Source organism: Paracnuella aquatica (assembly GCF_003332885.2).
Taxonomy (GTDB): Bacteria; Bacteroidota; Bacteroidia; order Chitinophagales; family Chitinophagaceae; genus Flavisolibacter; species Flavisolibacter aquaticus.
In genome coordinates this window covers 235962-253280 of record NZ_QOWJ01000005.1, presented here as the reverse complement: position 1 = coordinate 253280, position 17319 = coordinate 235962, and the positions used below count along the sequence as shown (strand labels likewise).

General features: G+C 49.8%; 12 protein-coding genes. 8 read left to right on the top strand and 4 right to left on the bottom strand.

The genetic code is table 11. From position 1 onward, the window contains the following. Positions 1-29: 29 nt before the first annotated feature. From DRJ53_RS10110 to DRJ53_RS10100, 3 genes are all read right to left on the bottom strand, one after another. Positions 30-371 carry a DNA-directed RNA polymerase subunit omega gene (locus tag DRJ53_RS10110; protein WP_114235498.1) on the bottom strand — a complete coding sequence of 114 codons (342 nt, stop codon included), beginning with the start codon at positions 369-371 and terminating at the stop codon, positions 30-32. Beyond that, positions 346-1158, bottom strand: coding sequence for an outer membrane protein assembly factor BamD (locus tag DRJ53_RS10105; protein ID WP_114235497.1), 813 nt, complete (start codon positions 1156-1158; stop codon positions 346-348). The genes DRJ53_RS10110 and DRJ53_RS10105 overlap by 26 nt, the downstream gene beginning before the upstream one ends. A gap of 141 nt (positions 1159-1299) precedes the next feature. Further along, complete coding sequence (locus DRJ53_RS10100) at positions 1300-2772, bottom strand: hypothetical protein (RefSeq protein WP_241558513.1); 1473 nt, start codon at positions 2770-2772, stop codon at positions 1300-1302. A 348-nt stretch (positions 2773-3120) separates the two neighbouring features. On the opposite strand from DRJ53_RS10100, the gene DRJ53_RS10095 reads away from it, so the two are divergent. From DRJ53_RS10095 to DRJ53_RS10065, 7 genes are all read left to right on the top strand, one after another. After that, positions 3121-4083: a polyprenyl synthetase family protein gene (locus DRJ53_RS10095; protein ID WP_114235495.1), complete on the top strand. Its 963-nt coding sequence runs from the start codon at positions 3121-3123 to the stop codon at positions 4081-4083. Between the two features lie 14 nt (positions 4084-4097). After that, positions 4098-5801 carry a single-stranded-DNA-specific exonuclease RecJ gene (gene recJ, locus DRJ53_RS10090; RefSeq protein ID WP_114235494.1) on the top strand — a complete coding sequence of 568 codons (1704 nt, stop codon included), beginning with the start codon at positions 4098-4100 and terminating at the stop codon, positions 5799-5801. A gap of 375 nt (positions 5802-6176) precedes the next feature. Continuing rightward, positions 6177-6542, top strand: coding sequence for a 30S ribosomal protein S6 (rpsF, locus tag DRJ53_RS10085; protein WP_114235493.1), 366 nt, complete (start codon positions 6177-6179; stop codon positions 6540-6542). Next, positions 6535-6801: a 30S ribosomal protein S18 gene (rpsR, locus tag DRJ53_RS10080; RefSeq protein WP_114235492.1), complete on the top strand. Its 267-nt coding sequence runs from the start codon at positions 6535-6537 to the stop codon at positions 6799-6801. Before rpsF ends, rpsR begins: the two co-directional genes overlap by 8 nt. A gap of 76 nt (positions 6802-6877) precedes the next feature. Continuing rightward, positions 6878-7324 (top strand): 50S ribosomal protein L9, encoded by a 447-nt coding sequence (gene rplI, locus DRJ53_RS10075; protein WP_114235491.1) that lies wholly within the window; start codon positions 6878-6880, stop codon positions 7322-7324. 260 nt (positions 7325-7584) lie between these two features. Continuing rightward, complete coding sequence (locus DRJ53_RS10070) at positions 7585-8010, top strand: RNA recognition motif domain-containing protein (protein WP_114235490.1); 426 nt, start codon at positions 7585-7587, stop codon at positions 8008-8010. A 413-nt stretch (positions 8011-8423) separates the two neighbouring features. Beyond that, positions 8424-9194: a rhomboid family intramembrane serine protease gene (locus tag DRJ53_RS10065; RefSeq protein WP_114235489.1), complete on the top strand. Its 771-nt coding sequence runs from the start codon at positions 8424-8426 to the stop codon at positions 9192-9194. A gap of 124 nt (positions 9195-9318) precedes the next feature. Here the strand turns inward: DRJ53_RS10065 and DRJ53_RS10060 are convergent, their stop codons facing one another. Continuing rightward, positions 9319-14739, bottom strand: a complete 5421-nt coding sequence (locus tag DRJ53_RS10060) for an alpha-2-macroglobulin family protein (protein WP_162303850.1) — start codon at positions 14737-14739, stop codon at positions 9319-9321. Between the two features lie 199 nt (positions 14740-14938). On the opposite strand from DRJ53_RS10060, the gene pbpC reads away from it, so the two are divergent. Further along, a complete protein-coding gene (gene pbpC, locus DRJ53_RS10055; protein WP_114235487.1) occupies positions 14939-17287 on the top strand; it encodes a penicillin-binding protein 1C in 2349 nt (782 codons plus the stop codon). The last annotated feature ends 32 nt before the right edge of the window (positions 17288-17319 follow it).

Sequence of the window (17319 nt, the reverse complement as noted above, 5' to 3'; positions counted from 1 at the left end):
TAAACGTGCTCTAATCCTCCAATCCGCGATTAAGAGAACAGATCGTCTTCGTTCTTGCGGTGGTAGATCTTGTCTTCCATGAACTCCTGGGTAGCTAGGATTGCAGGGTTGGGCATTCTTTCATAAGCCCGGCTGATCTCGATTTGCTCCTTATTCTCGTGGATCTCTTCCAAGCTATCGGTATGCGATGCAAACTCTTCGAGTTTGTTGTGCAGTTCCTCTTTTAGGGTAATATTGATCTGGTTAGCACGCTTGGCTACAATGGCAATGGAAGCGTACAGGTTGCCTGTTTTTGCTTTCAGGTCCTGCAGGTTACGCGTTTCCACATTATTGGTGGTGCTGGTGCTAAGCTGGCGTCTTAACCGACTCATTGCTTACGTTTTTAATGTTGTTTTTAGATGAGGTTATCAGTTGATCCACTTCACTGCGTAGCGGGCTCTCAGGAAAGCGGTCAATAAAGTCGTTGCATTCTTCAATCACTTTTTCAAAACGCTCCAGGCGCTTTTCTTCTACGCTGTTCTCAGCCAGGCGAAAATAGCTTTTTATCGACATCAGCTTGTATTCGTCGGCCTTTTGCGTGTCGGGATAAGCGTTGAGCAGCGAGTTAAACGATACGGCGGCAGCCCTAAACTGGCCAAGATCAAAATACAACTGTGCGGCGTTGAAATCCTTTTTTTCCAGGCGCAGGCGCAGTGCATCAATAATATCGGTGGCTTCCTTTGCCTTTGCCGAAGTTGGGTGGGTGTTGATAAAAGTCTGCATCATGCCCATTGCCTTCAGCGTATTGCTTTGGTCCAGTTCGGCCTTTGCGGATTGCTTATAAAAAGTATAAGCCCGCATGTATTCAATCTCCTCCGAACGGCCACTGGTTGGGAATGCCTCCAGGTATGTTTTAAACAGGTTTTCGGCGTTTAGAAAGTCCTGTTGGTTATATGCGGTAAAGGCGTATTTATAATAAATGTCCTCAAACTCTGGGCGCCCTTTGAAAAACGGGATCACATCTTCATAAAGTTGCTGGGCGTATAAAAACTTCTTCTTGGCGTAATACTGTTCCGCCATGCGAAGCTTATACTCAGGGTCTTTGCTCTTCAGCACCTTGTTGACGCCGTTGCAGGCCACAAAAGAAAAGGCTATAAATATAACCAGGAGATACCGCATAAAAGTGGGCAAAGTTAATCAGTTTGGGCAAATATTCCGGAATTTCTCTACTGTTAGTGTTGGGTGCCCGTTAATATTGTTTTAATAAAAAAAGCCAGGGCATTGGATGCGCCTGGCTTCTTTCTATTGTTTTAGGGGAAATTAATTTCTCCTGAGGTTGGGGTGCGGAGCAGGAACATTGCTCGGTCCTTCTTCACCAGCTGCTGCTGCACGGATGTCAACAGTGTTGCAATCGCCACCTTCCTGAGCATGCTGGAAGATAAAGCGATCCTGGCTGATGCCTTCACGTTCTACCAGGTGGTTGATTACTGCGTTTACACGATCCCAGCTGCGTTGCTGAGCCGATTTGTTAGAAGCGCAATAACCTACTACCACTACGCGGCAACCGGGGTTGTTGCGCAGGCGGCCAGCTACAGAAGCCAGCAGGCTTTGTGCGTCCTGAGAGAGGCGAACAGTGTTACCAGAGAAGGTGATGCTTGGCATTGCACCCAGTGCAGCGGCACAAGCCGAAGCTGAAGTGTCAACGGTGTTGCAACCTTCTGGGCATGGGCACTTACCAACACCATCAGCGTCAACAGGCTGGCAATAAGTTGGGGTAACCAGTTCTTTATCGCGGAAGTCAGGTACACCGTCACCATCAGTATCACGGCTTACACCATGAGAGTCAACGGGAACACCTTGGGGAGTTTGCTCCAGGTCAAACTGGTCGGTAATGCCGTCGCCATCAGCATCAGGCAGTACTGGCTTGGGCAGGCGCATCAGGCGAGGGTTGCGGATTTCGCTGTAAGCATAATCCAGCGGATTAACCCACCACAATGGCTCAATAGATTTAGCACCCAGGTTGATATTCAGACCAACAGAAAGAAAGTTATAAGCATCGAAGTCGCGGGTCAGCACTGGGCTACCAGGACCTTGTTCTGCCCAACGTTGGCCGTCTAACAGGTCGTCTTTAGTGAACGAGAAACGATCTTCGATAGCGAGGTTAAAGCGGTTGTTTAGTTTGAAAGCAACACCAGCACCGATGTGGGCTGCAGGGATTGCAGTTACACCCAAGAATTTGCCTTTGCGGTCGCCATGGGTTTCAGCTGCTGTTTCATAAGAATCATCCAGCAGGTCTTTCAACGCATCGCGAGTATCTTTACGGTTTTTGTACTCACCGCCGGAAATGCTGGCGAAATTGTAGAGGGCGTCAGGAGTGTTCAGTTTGTTTACACGAGCCTGGTATGTGGTCAAACCCACACCAGCCAATGCATATACGTTTACACCGGTCTTAGATTTGTGGAAACGAACGTTGTTTAATGAGAAAATACCTTCCAAAGACAAAGCATTCAACTCTGTACGGTAGTTGTAATAAACATTCTGACCGGTATAGCCATCCCAAGCTTCGTTCTGGCTGTAGTTACCAGATGGCTGCCAGTTTAAACCACGGGCAACACCATACATGTAACCACCGCGCAGTGAGAAGATATAACCAAAGGCTTTGCGCAGGTGGATACCAGCACCAAATCCAGGAAACTGAGAAGCAACATCACCACTGATGTTCACCGAACCTACTTTCAGGCCCAACTCCCACTGGTTGCGGGGCTTTGCAGGAAAGTTGTATGTACCGTTCATGAACTCAGTATGCTGAGGCATACTGCGTGAAGGAATAATAGAGGAATCTGATGCACTGTACCCTGATTGGGAGGTGGTAGACGTCTGCGAAAAACCGTACGAAGCCAACAGACATAAGACGCCTGTTAGAAAAGAGTACCTTTTGCTTGCCATAATTTTTAATTGAGTTGGAAAAAACAATGTCCTAATCTGCGGCAAAAATAAATATTGACATACAATTACCAAACTTTTAAATTATTTGAAGCAACTGCCTGGCATAATATCCATCCCTGCCAATTGCCGGGGTGCAATTCTTATACCACATGTTGCAAATTGTAGCCTCCTTTGTACCTTTCGGGCATTTTACGAATGCAGATACCTGTTACCTTAATAGAACAAGAGCTTAAAACCTTCGAAAAAAAATTCAAAGAGGCCGTCAATAGTGATGTTCCGCTGCTCGACCGGGTGATGCGATACATTGTAAAACGCAAGGGAAAGCAGCTCCGGCCCATGTTTGTTTTTCTCACCGCCAAACTGTGCGGCACCATCAACGAATCTACTTACCGCGCTGCCTCATTGGTTGAATTGTTACACACCGCCACATTGGTACACGATGATGTGGTGGATGACGCGGCTGAACGTAGAGGTTTTTTCTCAGTATATGCGCTTTGGAAAAATAAAGTGTCGGTGCTTGTGGGCGATTACCTTTTGGCAAAAGGCCTGCTGCTTTCATTGGATAACAACGACTTCCGCATTTTGCAGCTGCTTTCCGAGGCGGTGCGCCGCATGAGCGAAGGTGAGCTGTTGCAAATGGAAAAAAGCCGCACACTAAACCTGGAAGAATCCGTATATTTTGAAATCATTCGCAACAAAACTGCATCGCTTTTGGCGGCAGCATGTGCTGCCGGTGCCTGGAGCACTACCGGAGATGATGAAGTGGCGGAAAGAATGCGGACCTTTGGCGAAGCCGTAGGTATGGCATTTCAAATAAAAGACGATCTTTTTGATTATACAGCGCAAAACATTGGCAAGCCCACCGGCAATGATATTAAAGAAAAAAAACTAACACTGCCGTTGATTTATACCTTAAATAATGTAGATAAAAAAACCCGCAAGGAACTGATCTATATTATTAAAAACGAGAATACCCGGAAGAAAAGCGTTGATAAGGTAATTGACATTGTAACCAAAAGCGGCGGCATTGATTATACCATCGAAAAAATGGAAGGGTATAAAAGGGACGCCCTGAATATTTTGCACCATTTTCCGCCTTCCGAAGTGCGGGATGGTTTTGAAGACCTGGTTCGTTTTATATCCGACCGTAAATACTGACCTACCCACACAAGATGTTGAAAGAGAAAAGATGGCGCATACAACAGGCAGAGGAGGCTAAAAAATTAGCCTTGCAGCAGGAGCTGCGCATACACCCCGTGTTGTGCGACATATTGGTGCAGCGTGGCGTAGAAACATTTGATGGGGCCCGCAGCTTTTTCCGTCCCGAGCTTTCAGGCCTGCACGATCCGTTCCTGATGAAGGACATGGACAAGGCAGTTGACCGCATTTTGCGGGCTTTTGGGTCGGGCGAAAAAATACTGGTGTTTGGCGACTACGATGTAGACGGTACCACCGCGGTGGCCTGCATGTTCCAGTTTTTAAAAAAGCTGCACGCCCCTACCGAGTTTTATATTCCCCACCGCTATCGCGAGGGATACGGCGTAAGCCGTGCCGGGATTGATTTTGCAAAGGAAAACGGCTATACCTTAATTATATCACTCGACTGCGGCATCAAGTCGGTGGACCTTATTAAATACGCAGCATCCGCAGGCATCGATTTTATCGTTTGCGACCACCACCTGCCCGATGAAGAATTGCCACCGGCTGTGGCCATTTTAAATCCAAAACAGCACGGCTGCCGCTATCCTTATAAAGAGCTGTGTGGCTGTGGCGTTGGGTTTAAATTGATGACGGCATTGGCGCAACAGCTGCGTCTCCCCGACTCCGAAGTTTTTGAATACCTCGACCTGGTGGTTACCGCCATTGCTGCTGACATTGTGCCCATTACCGGCGAGAACAGGATACTGGCGCACTTTGGATTGAAAAAAGCCAACGAATCACCCAACTTCGGCATCAAGGCACTTTCAATACTGGGCGAATTCAAAGGCGAATTCGGCATCAACAACCTGGTGTTTATTATTGCGCCCCGGGTAAATGCCGCCGGCCGCATGGACGATGCCCGAAAGGCCGTGCAAATGTTTGTTGCTACCAGCCTGGAAGAAGCTACAACCTGGGCCGAACAACTCCACACCGACAACAAGGACCGCCGCGAAGCGGACACCAACATTACCGAAGAAGCTTTGGCATTGATTCAAAACGACGAGGTATTGGCAAAACGCAAAAGCACCGTTTTGTACCAGCCGCACTGGCATAAAGGCGTGGTGGGCATCGTGGCATCCCGGCTTATTGATCATTATTACCGCCCGACGATTATTCTAACCCAATCCGGCGAATACGTAGCCGGCTCGGCACGTAGCGTGGCAGGCTTTAATGTGTACGAAGCGATCCATCAGTGTAAAGACTTGCTGCTGGGCTATGGCGGCCATTTTTATGCCGCCGGCATGACGCTGAATGCCGACAATGTGGACGCTTTTTGCCAACGCTTTGAAGAAGTGGTGGAAGCATCCATCCACCCCGAACTGCTGGTACCCGAAATTGTAGTGGATGCCGAAATCGAATTCAAAGACATCCGCTGGCCTTTTTACGACATCCTCCGCCAGATGGAACCCTTTGGCCCTGGCAATATGAACCCCACATTTGTAGCCCGCCGCGTCACCAACTCGGGCTATAGTAAAGTAGTTAAAGAAGCCCACCTCCGCTTTGTGGTCCGCCAAAATGGAACTTCCATTACTGGCATCGGCTTTGGCATGGCCGAAAAATGGCCGGTGGTGCAATCGGGCAAGCCCTTCGATCTGGTATTTAAAATTGACGTGAACGAATGGAACGGCGAACGCAGCCTGCAGCTGAAAGTGATGGACGTGCGGGAAAGTGAGTAGCGGGAAACGGCAAAGACGGTAGAGTCGGAAGTCCGAGGTCGGAAGTCGAAAGACAAAAGGCAGAATACAAAGATGAAGGTGTGTCTTGATTTTCTAATCCGCGTTTCCGTTTGACCTTGTAAAACCTTTGGTTTTCAACCTCAGCTTATAGTATTTCTTGTTAAATAAACTCTTCAGCATTTTTCAAAAATCACTTTTTCATTTTGGATTCCGCAACGCTTTAAACTGAAATCACCACTAATTTCTGCTCTTCTTTACGTTCTTTTCCGTCACTCCTGTCTTTCCCGTCTTCCGACTGCCGACCTCGGACTTCCGACTCTACCAACTTTTCCCTACCTTTGCGCCTCTTTAATTTTTAAACCTTAAACAGGGATCATGAACAATTACGAATTGATGGTGATTTTTACCCCTGTTCTGAGCGACGATGAGTTCAAAGCCGCTCAGAAAAAATTCACAACTCTGGTTACCGACAATGGCGGCCAGATCGTTGCTGAAAATCCTTGGGGACTGAAATCACTGGCGTACCCAATCCAGAAAAAAACCACTGGTTTGTACTGGGTTGCGGAATTTACTGCGCCATCCGACTTCAATGAGAAGCTGAAAATCCAGCTTCTGCGTGACGAGTCCGTACTCCGTCACATGGTAACACGTCTCGATAAATACGCCGTCGAGTACAACCAAAAGAAAAGAAGTGGCGTACCTACCGGAACCGAAAAAGCAGCGGAGGTAAACAATGGCTAGACCTAATGAGATCAAGTACCTGACAGCGATCAAGCAGGAAAAGCGCCCTAAAAAATTCTGCCGTTTCAAAAAGTACGGAATCAAATACATCGATTATAAAGATGTAGAGTTCCTGAAAAAATTTTTGAACGAGCAAGGCAAAATGCTGCCCCGCCGCATTACCGGCAACTCGCTGAAGTATCAGCGCCTGGTAGGTGAGGCCATCAAAAAGGCACGCCAGATGGCACTGTTGCCTTATGTGACCGACCTGCTGAAATAGAATCTTTAACCTAATTCACCTGCAAATAGGTGGGTGATGACAGTAGCCCTAACAGCTATTGGTAAAACAAAACAACATGGATATTATCCTGATCAAAGACGTAGATAACCTGGGCGGCAAAAACGAACTGGTAAAGGTAAAAAACGGCTATGCCCGTAACTTCCTGATCCCGCAAGGTTTTGCTGTTGAGGCTTCTCCCTCCAACCGCAAGCAACTGGAAGAGCGCCTGAAAGTGGCCGCTAAGAAAGAAGCTGCAATGCTGGCACAGATCAACAGCGTAATTGCCAAACTGCAGGAAGCTCCCGTGAAAGTGGGCGCCAAGACCGGCACTAGCGGCAAAATCTTTGGTAGCGTTACCGCACTGCAAATCAGCCGTGCCATCCGCGACCAGAAAGGTTACGAGATCGACCGCCGCAAAATCAGCCTTCCCGATGAAGTAAAAGAGCTGGGTGCTTATAAAGCCACCGTAGATTTTGGCAACGGCAACACTGCCGAAGTTGACTTTGAAGTGGTAGCCGAATAAGCATTTGTTTACACTGCATACAAAAGCCTGCACCGGGGTGCAGGCTTTTTGCATTTATACCGGCAAACGGGGCCTGCAAACAGCCCAAATTGCACCTTTCGAAAAAAATTTTGTTCCATTTGAATTATTCATTAATTCAAGAGAAAACTTTTATATTCGTAAGGCACCAGTGTTCTTTTGTTTCCATGTTTCATTGAACGTTTCCAAATGTTCATTGTTCGGGGCGCACTGTTGGCAACCATTTTTAAACCTATCTCACAATGAACATTTACGTTGGAAACCTTAGCTGGAACCTGAAAGATCAGGACTTAGCCGGCCTGTTCACCCCTTATGGTGAAGTATCATCTGCAAAAATCGTTATGGACAAATTCACCAACCGCAGCAAAGGCTTTGGTTTTGTGGAAATGGCCAATGACGAGCAGGCGCAGGCAGCCATTAACGATCTGAACGGTGCCGAAGTAGACGGCCGCAACCTGGTGGTAAACGAATCTCGGCCCAAAGAAGGTGGTGCCGGCGGTGGTGGCTTCAAAAAGAACTTCGGCGGCGGCGGTGGCGGCGGCTTTAATCGCGGCGGTGGCGGCGGCGGGTTCAACCGCGGCGGCGGCGGTGGCGGTTTTAACCGTGGCGGCGGCTCCGGAGGCGGCGGTTTCAAAAAAGGTGGCGGCGGCTACGGCGGCGGCTACTAAACCAGACCATACACCTACAAACGCATTCAGTCCTGCCACCCGGCGGGACTTTTTTTTGACCGGTGATCTGTGTGATGAGTGATGATTTTAATGATTCCTGTTTGTTCGCATTTGCGGCATTGCAGGTTATGTGCCGTTCGCAGGCTCGGGTATCCATGCAAACGGGAACAAGTTTTAAGAGATGCCATCATTTCAAAAGATGGAATCTTTATTTGGTAACCAACTTTTGTATTGCTATTGGGCTGCTGTTGCGTCGCACACTTCTACGTTCTGCTCATTGCGCAGCAAACAGCCTCTCCTGCGCATTAAACCCCAAAACCCTTGGAAAGATATTTGTAATCTCTACACCGGCTGGGTGCTGCCTGTAATGCCGCCTCCTGCCCTTCATTCCCAATCATACAAATCACTGGTTCATGCTCATACCCATTGGCGATGACAACCGCGACCGCCGCCTCACTCCCTTTGTCAACTACACATTACTGGCACTCAACATCCTGGTGTTTGTGTACTGGCAGGAGCTTGGCCGCAACATCGGCTTTACCTATGCATTCTCCACCGTGCCCGGCGAAATCCTTACCGGCACCGACATCGTCACCGATTCTAAAATATTCACCGATCCTTACACCGGCCAGCAGCTCGAAATGCCCGGATTGCAATACACGCCGGTACCGGTTTACCTAACGCTTTTTACCTCCATGTTCATGCACGGCGGCGTGGCCCACCTGGCGGGCAATATGATGTATCTCTGGATTTTTGGCGACAACCTCGAAAATGTAATGGGCCACCGCAACTACCTCCTCTTTTACCTGCTGTGTGGCGTGCTGGCGGGGCTGGCGCATGTGTTTACTACTGCATTCCTGGGCCACAACCCGCTCATACCCAGCCTTGGTGCATCAGGTGCTATTTCGGGTGTGCTTGCCGGTTATATGCTCCTGTTTCCGCGGCGCGGCGTGCATGTGTGGATGTTGTTCACCATCGTCACAGTTCCTGCATTTCTTTCCGTAGGCATTTGGTTCGTGTTTCAAATCATCAACGGGCTGGGCGCACTGGGCGGCGATGAAGCAGCAGGGGGCGTAGCTTATGCAGCCCACATCGGTGGCTTTATTGCCGGCTTGCTGCTGGTGCGCCGTTTTGTAAAAAAACAACGCGTCATTGTAACCGACCGGCAGGAGTATTACCGGTAGAAGAGTTCAGTTTCTGAAGTTCACGGGTTCACCAGTTCACAGGTTCTTAAACCGACTCGTGAACCCGTGAACTCGTGAACCCACCAAACTAAAATCCAACTCCATAAACTTTTACCAACGTTTCCTACCGCCGCACCACCTGCACCAAACCGGCGCCGTGGTAAGAGTGACTAGCACCATCGTACAACGCCTCACCACTCACCGGCCCCTGCTTGAACAGCCCCGGCGATACGGCCCGCACGGCATAATAATAGGTTTGTTTGGGCCGCGTTGCATCCACAAAAAAGTGGATCCGGTCGTCCCGCACATCCATTGCCGTTGGCTCCGCAGCATCTTTGATCCAATCCATACCCGGGATGTCTTTGGTGCGTGGATTTTCTATTTCAAAACCTGCAGGCAACAGGTCGGTGAGCACCACGTTTTCAATGGTGCCATTGTACGCTTTTTCCAAGCTAACGCCCACAATTACCAGGTCGTTTTGCGTAAATGTGTTGCCGGACAGCGGCCGCCCGTTGCGGTCGAAATATTGCCGGCGCACTTTTATAAAATTATCTTCCTCCTTGTAGGCACCACTGGCGCTGATGCCTTGTGCACGCCACCAGTAGTACAGCCTTCCCGAACCTTTGGCACCAATTTCCACTGCACCGTTTTGCAGGGTAGCACCCCCGCCCCGCCAGTCGGCGCCGTCAATTTTGGCCACTACTTTACCGCCGCTGCGCACCTCCGCTGTTGCAGTCGATCGCGCCGCCGTGCGGGCTATTTTACCCAACGCTAAAAAAGCAAAAGCACGTTCCTGAGTATTGAGGTAAAGCTCTGTTTTTAAACGCTGCGTTAGGTTACGTGCCATTTGCGGCACCTGCGCATTGCCCGGATCTACTTGCAGCAATGCATTTAATGCAAGGCCTTCATCGCGGGTGGCGCTGTACAGCGAGCCGCCGGTTTGCTGCACCGATTCCTCTCCACTAAACGATTTGGGCAAAAGCGCAGCAAACGATTTTTTATCGCCGCCCACCGCGTAAGCTGCAGACAAAAGGTAACGCCCATCCAGCGCCAGCATTTGCGGGTTGGCTTTGTAATAGTTCATGGTAGAAACCGGCATTCGGCCCGCCAGCGATAGCACATACAAGCTATACGGCACTTCCTTTGGCGCAATTTTTCGGTTCTGGTCGCGGTTGTAATAATAAGTGATGGTTTGCCTTGCTTTCAACCGTTCGCTGAGGTAACCCAACATTGTTTCCAGCAGGCTGTTGTCCACATCAAAACCGGCTTTGCGGGCTTCCAGTAAAAAATGCGCGGCATAGGCTGTGGTCCACCAATGTTCGGGTGCACCGCCGCCCGTAACCACGCCATCCTGCGTATCCCAAAGCGTTAATGCGCCATTGTACAATTGCCGCATTTTAATTTTCCGGATTGCTTCCAACACATTAGCCGTCGCGTTTACCCGGCGCTGATTGTTGGTTTGTATCAACTCCGAAAAATCGGCGTAATACAACTGCGGAAAAGCAGCCGAAATGGTTTGCTCCGTGCAGCCGTATGGGTATTGCACTAGGTACTGCAATTGGCCCGCAAGCTCCGCCACCGGTGACCGGCTTACTACCAATTCGTACTGCGTGCTGCCGGCCAAAAAATCGGTTACGGGCATCGTTATCTTTTGCGTGTTGCCACCCACAACCGATCCGCTGCCGGTGATTTGTTGCAGCGTTGACGGCGGCCGTACGGACAGTTCTGTTTCTTCAGTAAATGTTTCGCCCATAGCTTTTACCTGCACCGCTACTTTTGCTACATTGATGGTGTTTGCCGCCGCTAACCTAAACTGCACTTGTGCCTCGCCGCTAGGCTGTAGCAAAATCGATTGCGTGTTGCCACCCACTATCTGCACAGGCCCACTCACCGATAGCGCCGCAGTAGCATTTGCAGCCTTGCCGGTAGTATTGGAAACGGTTACGGGCACCAGCACGGTATCGCCGGGGCTTAGAAACCGCGGCAGGGCACTGCTCAATACAACAGGATCGGCGATGGTGGTGGCGCTTTCGGCTGCGCCAAACTGGCCACCTTTTACTGCAACGGCCATCAGCCTGATTTGCCCGCTAAACTGCGGCACATCAAACTGGAAACGGGCTTCGCCATTGCTATTGGCTTTTTGCAAACCACTCCAGTACGACATGATCTTGAACCGGCGTGCAGGCATCGGGTTCACTCGTTTTTCCATATTAATATTACCATCGCCGCCGGTGCTGCTGAGCCGTGCACGCAGCTCCGGAAAAAGAAGCGGATATAGGTCGTACGCAGCTACGCCCAATGCTCTTTTTTGGTAATAATGATCGTAAGGATCGGGTGTTTTAAAACCGCTTACCTGCAGCACGCCATTGTCCACCGCCGCAAGCGACACCATGCTGCCCGGAGCAGCTTTTACCACCACCGTTTGCTTTGTTTTGGAACGGGATGATTTAGGTGCATTGATGCTCACAGCCAGCCGTCGGTCTTTACCATTAACCGGCACATTTTTAAAACCATGCGCTACAGTTAATGGTATGCCCGAAACCTCGTGGGGCTTGAACAACGTGGCCGTGACATACACATTGGGAACAGCCGATTCTTTCAGGTCAATTTCAAGCGAAGCGCTGCGGCCCGATACCGAAAGGTATTGATACGACTGTACGCCATCGCGTTCGGTAGTAACCAGCATGCGGCCGCTAAACGGTGTTTTAAACAACACCTTTGCTTTTTCGCCCATGCTGTAAGTTTCTTTGTCCAGGCTGATATCGATCTGCCCTTCGGTGCTTACTTCAAACGGGCTGTTGTCGGCACCCCAGGAGCCATAGCTGTAAAACTTTTTGCTCACATAAGCCGCAGCGCCGGGGCGGTAAATACGCAGCTCGTAATCGCCGGGCGAACGAGGTATAAACTGGAACACGGTGGCGTTGCCGATGTTCATTTCTTTGTCCATCATCAGCTTGTCTTCGGGCCGAGAATCGTACCGGAAATATGACCCGCTCTTAGTCAGCACTGTGCGGTATTCGCGTTTGATTACCTGCACTTTTGCAACTGCGTCTACAGCAACACCTGACGCATTTACTGATGCCAGTTTGAATGCCACCGGCGCATTTTGCGCATAGTAGCTATAGCCATCATCCTGAATGCCATGAAACACATCTTGTGTGTAAATGGGCGCCGCCACATGCCGGCTTACGGGCCTTCCTGTTTCATCAAAAACAGTGGTAAAAAAACGTGCTTCCAGCAAGCCGGTATTGCGATACAAAGCAGGCACCTCAAATGAAATGGCAGCATTGCCCGCAGCATCGGTGTTACCTTCTTTTAATTGTTTATCGAAAAAAGATTGTTGGTTGGCAAGTGTAAAATCATAATTGGCAAATGCCTTTGCTGCAAACTTTTTCTGCACCACTTGTATCTCGGTTTCATATGCCCGGTTGGCAGCAGGCGGACCAAAAAAATTCACCGCGTTGATGGCAAGTGTTGTGGCATCGCCGGGCTTTAATGAACGCTGGCTCAGTTGTGCGCTGACCTTGATGCGATCGGGCACAAACTCCTCCACCATAAAGTTTTTCGAAGCCAATAAAACATCGGTTGCGCTGTATACTTCCAACAGGTAAGAGCCGGTGATAGCTGCAGTGGAAACATCCACACTGCCTTCCACAGCGCCTTCATCGTTCAGGTTTTTACGAAACGATTTCAGCTCTTTTCCATTCGGCATCAACACCTTCATCTTTACCGGAATGGTGCCCGGGCTTTTCCATTCCCTATCGCGCAGCACTACGGCAAAATCAATCTTTTCGCCGGGCCGGTAAATGTCCCGCGGCGTATAAACAAATGCATCCAAACCGGCAGCATTCATCCGCTTGCCACCCACTTCAAACCGCGATGTATTGACTGCAGTATTGTTAAACGGCAGGTAGTTAAAATCATCTGCAGTTTTGGCCACTACCATCGCTGCCCGGTAGCCGGCAAAATCCTTTTGCGGCAGCGGCATTTCGGCTACACCATCGCTGTTGGTAGCCCCGGTTGCCAGCAACTGGTTGTTGGCGCCATACACATTGATGGTAACACCTTCCACACTTTGCGCGGTTTTTATGGAGTTGGCAAACACCAGCATTTTATCGCCACCTTGTTTAGCAATCAAACCGAGGTCGGAAAAGGAAACAAAGCGGCTATCGCTGATCCAGTATTCTTCGGTGGAGCGCACCATTACATGATAGATGCCTTTCACATCAGGCAATCGGTCTTCAAAATCTTTCAGGTTGAGCAGCTTTCCGTTGCCGGAGTTGGGCAAGGTTCGGGTGTCAATTATTTTGTTGAATAAAATATCGCCGGCTGTTGGGTCAATATAATTCTCCTGCATGGAAACATACTCCGCTTCATCATCGTCACCTGCCTGCGGGTAATACCCGTTGCGTTCTGCATTCAACAAATTGTTTTCATAAATCTTGGAAATGATCAACCGCACTTTGGGTGTATTGGTGATGCGCACTTCAATATTGCCGCTGCCGCGTTTGGATAAATACACAGCCTTTGCCGACGAAAAACGGATGGTGCTTTCCAGCGCACCAAAGGCCACGCTGCCATCGTATGCTTCGCGCAGCACACCGCCTACTGTACCACGCAGTCCCTTGGCCACCGTAAGCGCATAGCTTTCTTCCGCATCAAATTGTGCGCTGCGCAACACCAGCCCAAAATCATCCCACTCGGTGGTAAATGCAACAGCAGGTTCAAAGCGGATCAGGTCCTTGAAATTGGCCTGCACCAGTTGCTGGCTGGTGCGGATGCGCACCACACCTTCGGTGCCGTCGTGGCTGGCAGTAACGTTGTTTATTTTTAGCGTCAGCGGCGATGGGATAAATGCCGATGCGGTTGCGTCTTCCGTCGTTGCCGTACTACCCTTAACCGGCTTGGCACCTTTGCGCAGCGCCACTACCACTTCCATATCGCGGTCGGCCGGCTGCATACCGTTCAACCGCAACACAATCACATCAGAAGGCGCCAGCGTTTGCAATGTAAACGGCACCGATGTACCATTACTTTTTACGGCCAGTTTATCCTTTATTTCTTCGCCATTCACTGCATAATTAAAATGCAGGCTGAGTTGCGGCACGGCCACCTGCGACCCTTCGGATTGCAACACCCAGGACGCCTGCACTTCGTGCAATTGCAAGGGTGCGGTGTAAAACGAAATTTTGTCTGCATCTTTTACGCGATCATATTCCGAAAAGCGGAGCACTTCATCGCGGATACTGGCCTTGTAAGCCGTTGCGGGCAACAGCGGCTCCGATGGCGAAAACACCAGCTCATCGCGGCTTTCCCAGCGGAAGCGCCCTTTTATTCTTGGTTCAAAAGAAATGTATGCAGTCGAGTCCCACTCGTTAAGCAACGAATCGGCCATTACGGGTTCGCTGAAACGAAAACGCAGGTTGGTGAGCTGCGCCACTTCGCCTTTTGCGTTGGTGCTGTCCAACGAAACATAACTGCGGTTACAGGAAATAATGAAGACGGTGAGGAGCAGGAAAAAGGGCGTGAATAATTTGGTACGCATAAAATTTGCGTTAGGGATGAATGGGTGCAAAAGGTAATTAAAAGAATGCAATGGTAACGGCTGGCGCAACAAAGCCGGCGGGCAATGATACTGCCACATTATTAACTTAGTATGAACAACCAACGGGCTATACAAACTTCGTTATTGTAAAAAAAGAGCGGATATTAGTCTTATCAATCCCACTAAGGAGGCAGACTTGATGAGTGCATTTGTGCCGGATAAATTGTTGCAGAAAATTACAGCCGCAAAGGGCTGGTTGTACGTTAAAAGATTGGTAATTGCGTTGCTGGCCTTACCACTGCTTTTTCTATTGCTGCACCTGATTTTTCCGCTACGCGATGCTGTTGCTTATTCCACCATTATTACCGACGAACGGGGCCAGGTGTTGCATGCATACCTCACGCCGGACCAGAAATGGCGCATGAAAACGGAGCTGTCCGAAATTTCGCCGCTGCTGCAAAAAGCCATCGTTGCCAAAGAAGACCGCTACTTTTTTCATCATCCCGGAGTCAACCCATTTGCCGTTGGCCGTGCATTGGTCAACAATATTTTTAAAGGGCGCCGCACATCCGGTGCATCCACCATTACCATGCAGGTGGCGCGGCTGCTGCACCCGCAAAAGCGTACTGCCGGTGCAAAGGTTGTAGAAGCGTTTCGGGCATTGCAACTGGAATGGAAATACAGTAAAAAAGAAATTTTACAACTATACCTCAACCTGGTGCCGTACGGTGGCAACATCGAAGGTGTGAAGTCGGCGGCATGGCTGTATTTTCAAAAATCACCGGAGCATCTTTCGCTGGCCGAGATCGTTGCGCTTTCCATTATTCCCAACCGGCCATCATCGCTTGTGGTGGGCAAAAACAACGACGCCATTATTGAAGGCCGCAACATGTGGCTGCAGCGGCTGGCGGCTGCAAATGTTTTTACCAAACACGAAATTGAAGATGCGCTTGCCGAGCCACTGCTGGCAACAAGGCACAGCGTGCCGCGGCATATTCCGCACCTGGCTTATAAATTATCCAGGGCAAGCAGCGACAACAATATCAAAAGTTTTATCTGGCTCAACACGCAATTGAAAATTGAAAAGCTGGTGGCCGATTATGTGCGGTCGCTGCGGCTGCACCACATAAACAACGCATCGGTTGTGGTGATTGATAACCAAAGCCACAAAGTTGTTTCGTATGTTGGATCGGCCGATTTTTACGACACCACTGATGGCGGCCAAGTAAACGGCGCCGCCGCGGTGCGCCAACCGGGCAGTACGCTGAAGCCACTGGTGTATGGGCTATGCATGGACGAAGGTTTGCTTACACCCAAACAGGTATTGTACGATGTGCCGATTGTGTATGATGGCTATGCACCTGAAAATTACGACCGGCAGTACAGCGGACCGGTGACGGTGGAGTATGCATTGGCCCACTCGCTGAACATACCTGCGGTACGCAGCCTGAAGCAATTGGGCAAGGATAAGATTGTAGGCAAACTCTCCGCAATCCAGTTCAAACAAATTAGGAAGGATGAAAGCAAACTGGGGCTGTCGCTGATACTGGGCGGCTGCGGCACCACGCTGGAAGAACTGACCGGCCTTTTTTCCGCATTTGCCAACGGCGGCACATTTGTAGCACCGCGCTATGCACAAACAGACGAACGGCCGCTGCAAGTGCCGGTGCTTTCGCCATCAGCCGCATTTTTTATAAACAATATGCTGTCCAAAGCCGACCGTCCCGATTTCCCTATCAATTGGCAGGCTACCGAGCACATGCCGCGCATTGCATGGAAAACCGGAACCTCGTATGGCCGCCGCGATGCCTGGAGCATTGGTTACAACAAACGCTTTACCGTAGGTGTGTGGGTGGGCAATTTTTCGGGGCAGGGCGTGCCCGATCTAAGCGGTGCGGAAACGGCCACGCCGCTCCTATTCAAGATTTTTAATTCGATTGATTACAACAGCAGCGAGAGCTGGTTTGCCCCACCCGAAGGCACCGAGCAACGCCAGGTGTGCACACAAAGCGGGTTGCCACCTTCGGCCTATTGCACCGAAAAAACGCTGGATTATTTTATACCGCTGGTTTCGGCTACGCATACCTGTGAGCATGCCGTTGAAATAAAAGTTGACCCGGAAGAACGCATTTCTTATTGTTCGCAATGCGCTCCACAAAGCGGCTACCGCAAAAAATTATACCCCCATATTTTACCCGAAATGCAGGCCTATTTTGCAGCAAAGGGCACTGCCTACGAACAAGTGCCGCCGCACAACCCGGCCTGCGAAAAAATCTTTCAAACCGGTGGGCCGCAGATTAGTTCCCCGCAAAATGCAACGGAGTATTTTGTAAGTAAATCGAACCCCGAGCCGATTCAACTAAGCGCACAGGCGGGCAATGATGTAAGCAAACTGTACTGGTATGTAAACGACCAGTTTTATAAAGCTACAGGTGCCAACGAAAAGCCCTTCTACCTGCCGGCAGAAGGGCCCTTGAAAATTTCCTGCACCGACGATAAAGGCCGGAACCGGAACGTAAATATTGTAGTGAAATATGTTGATTTTTAAAGCTCCAGTCTTTTCTGTCTTTTCTGACTTTC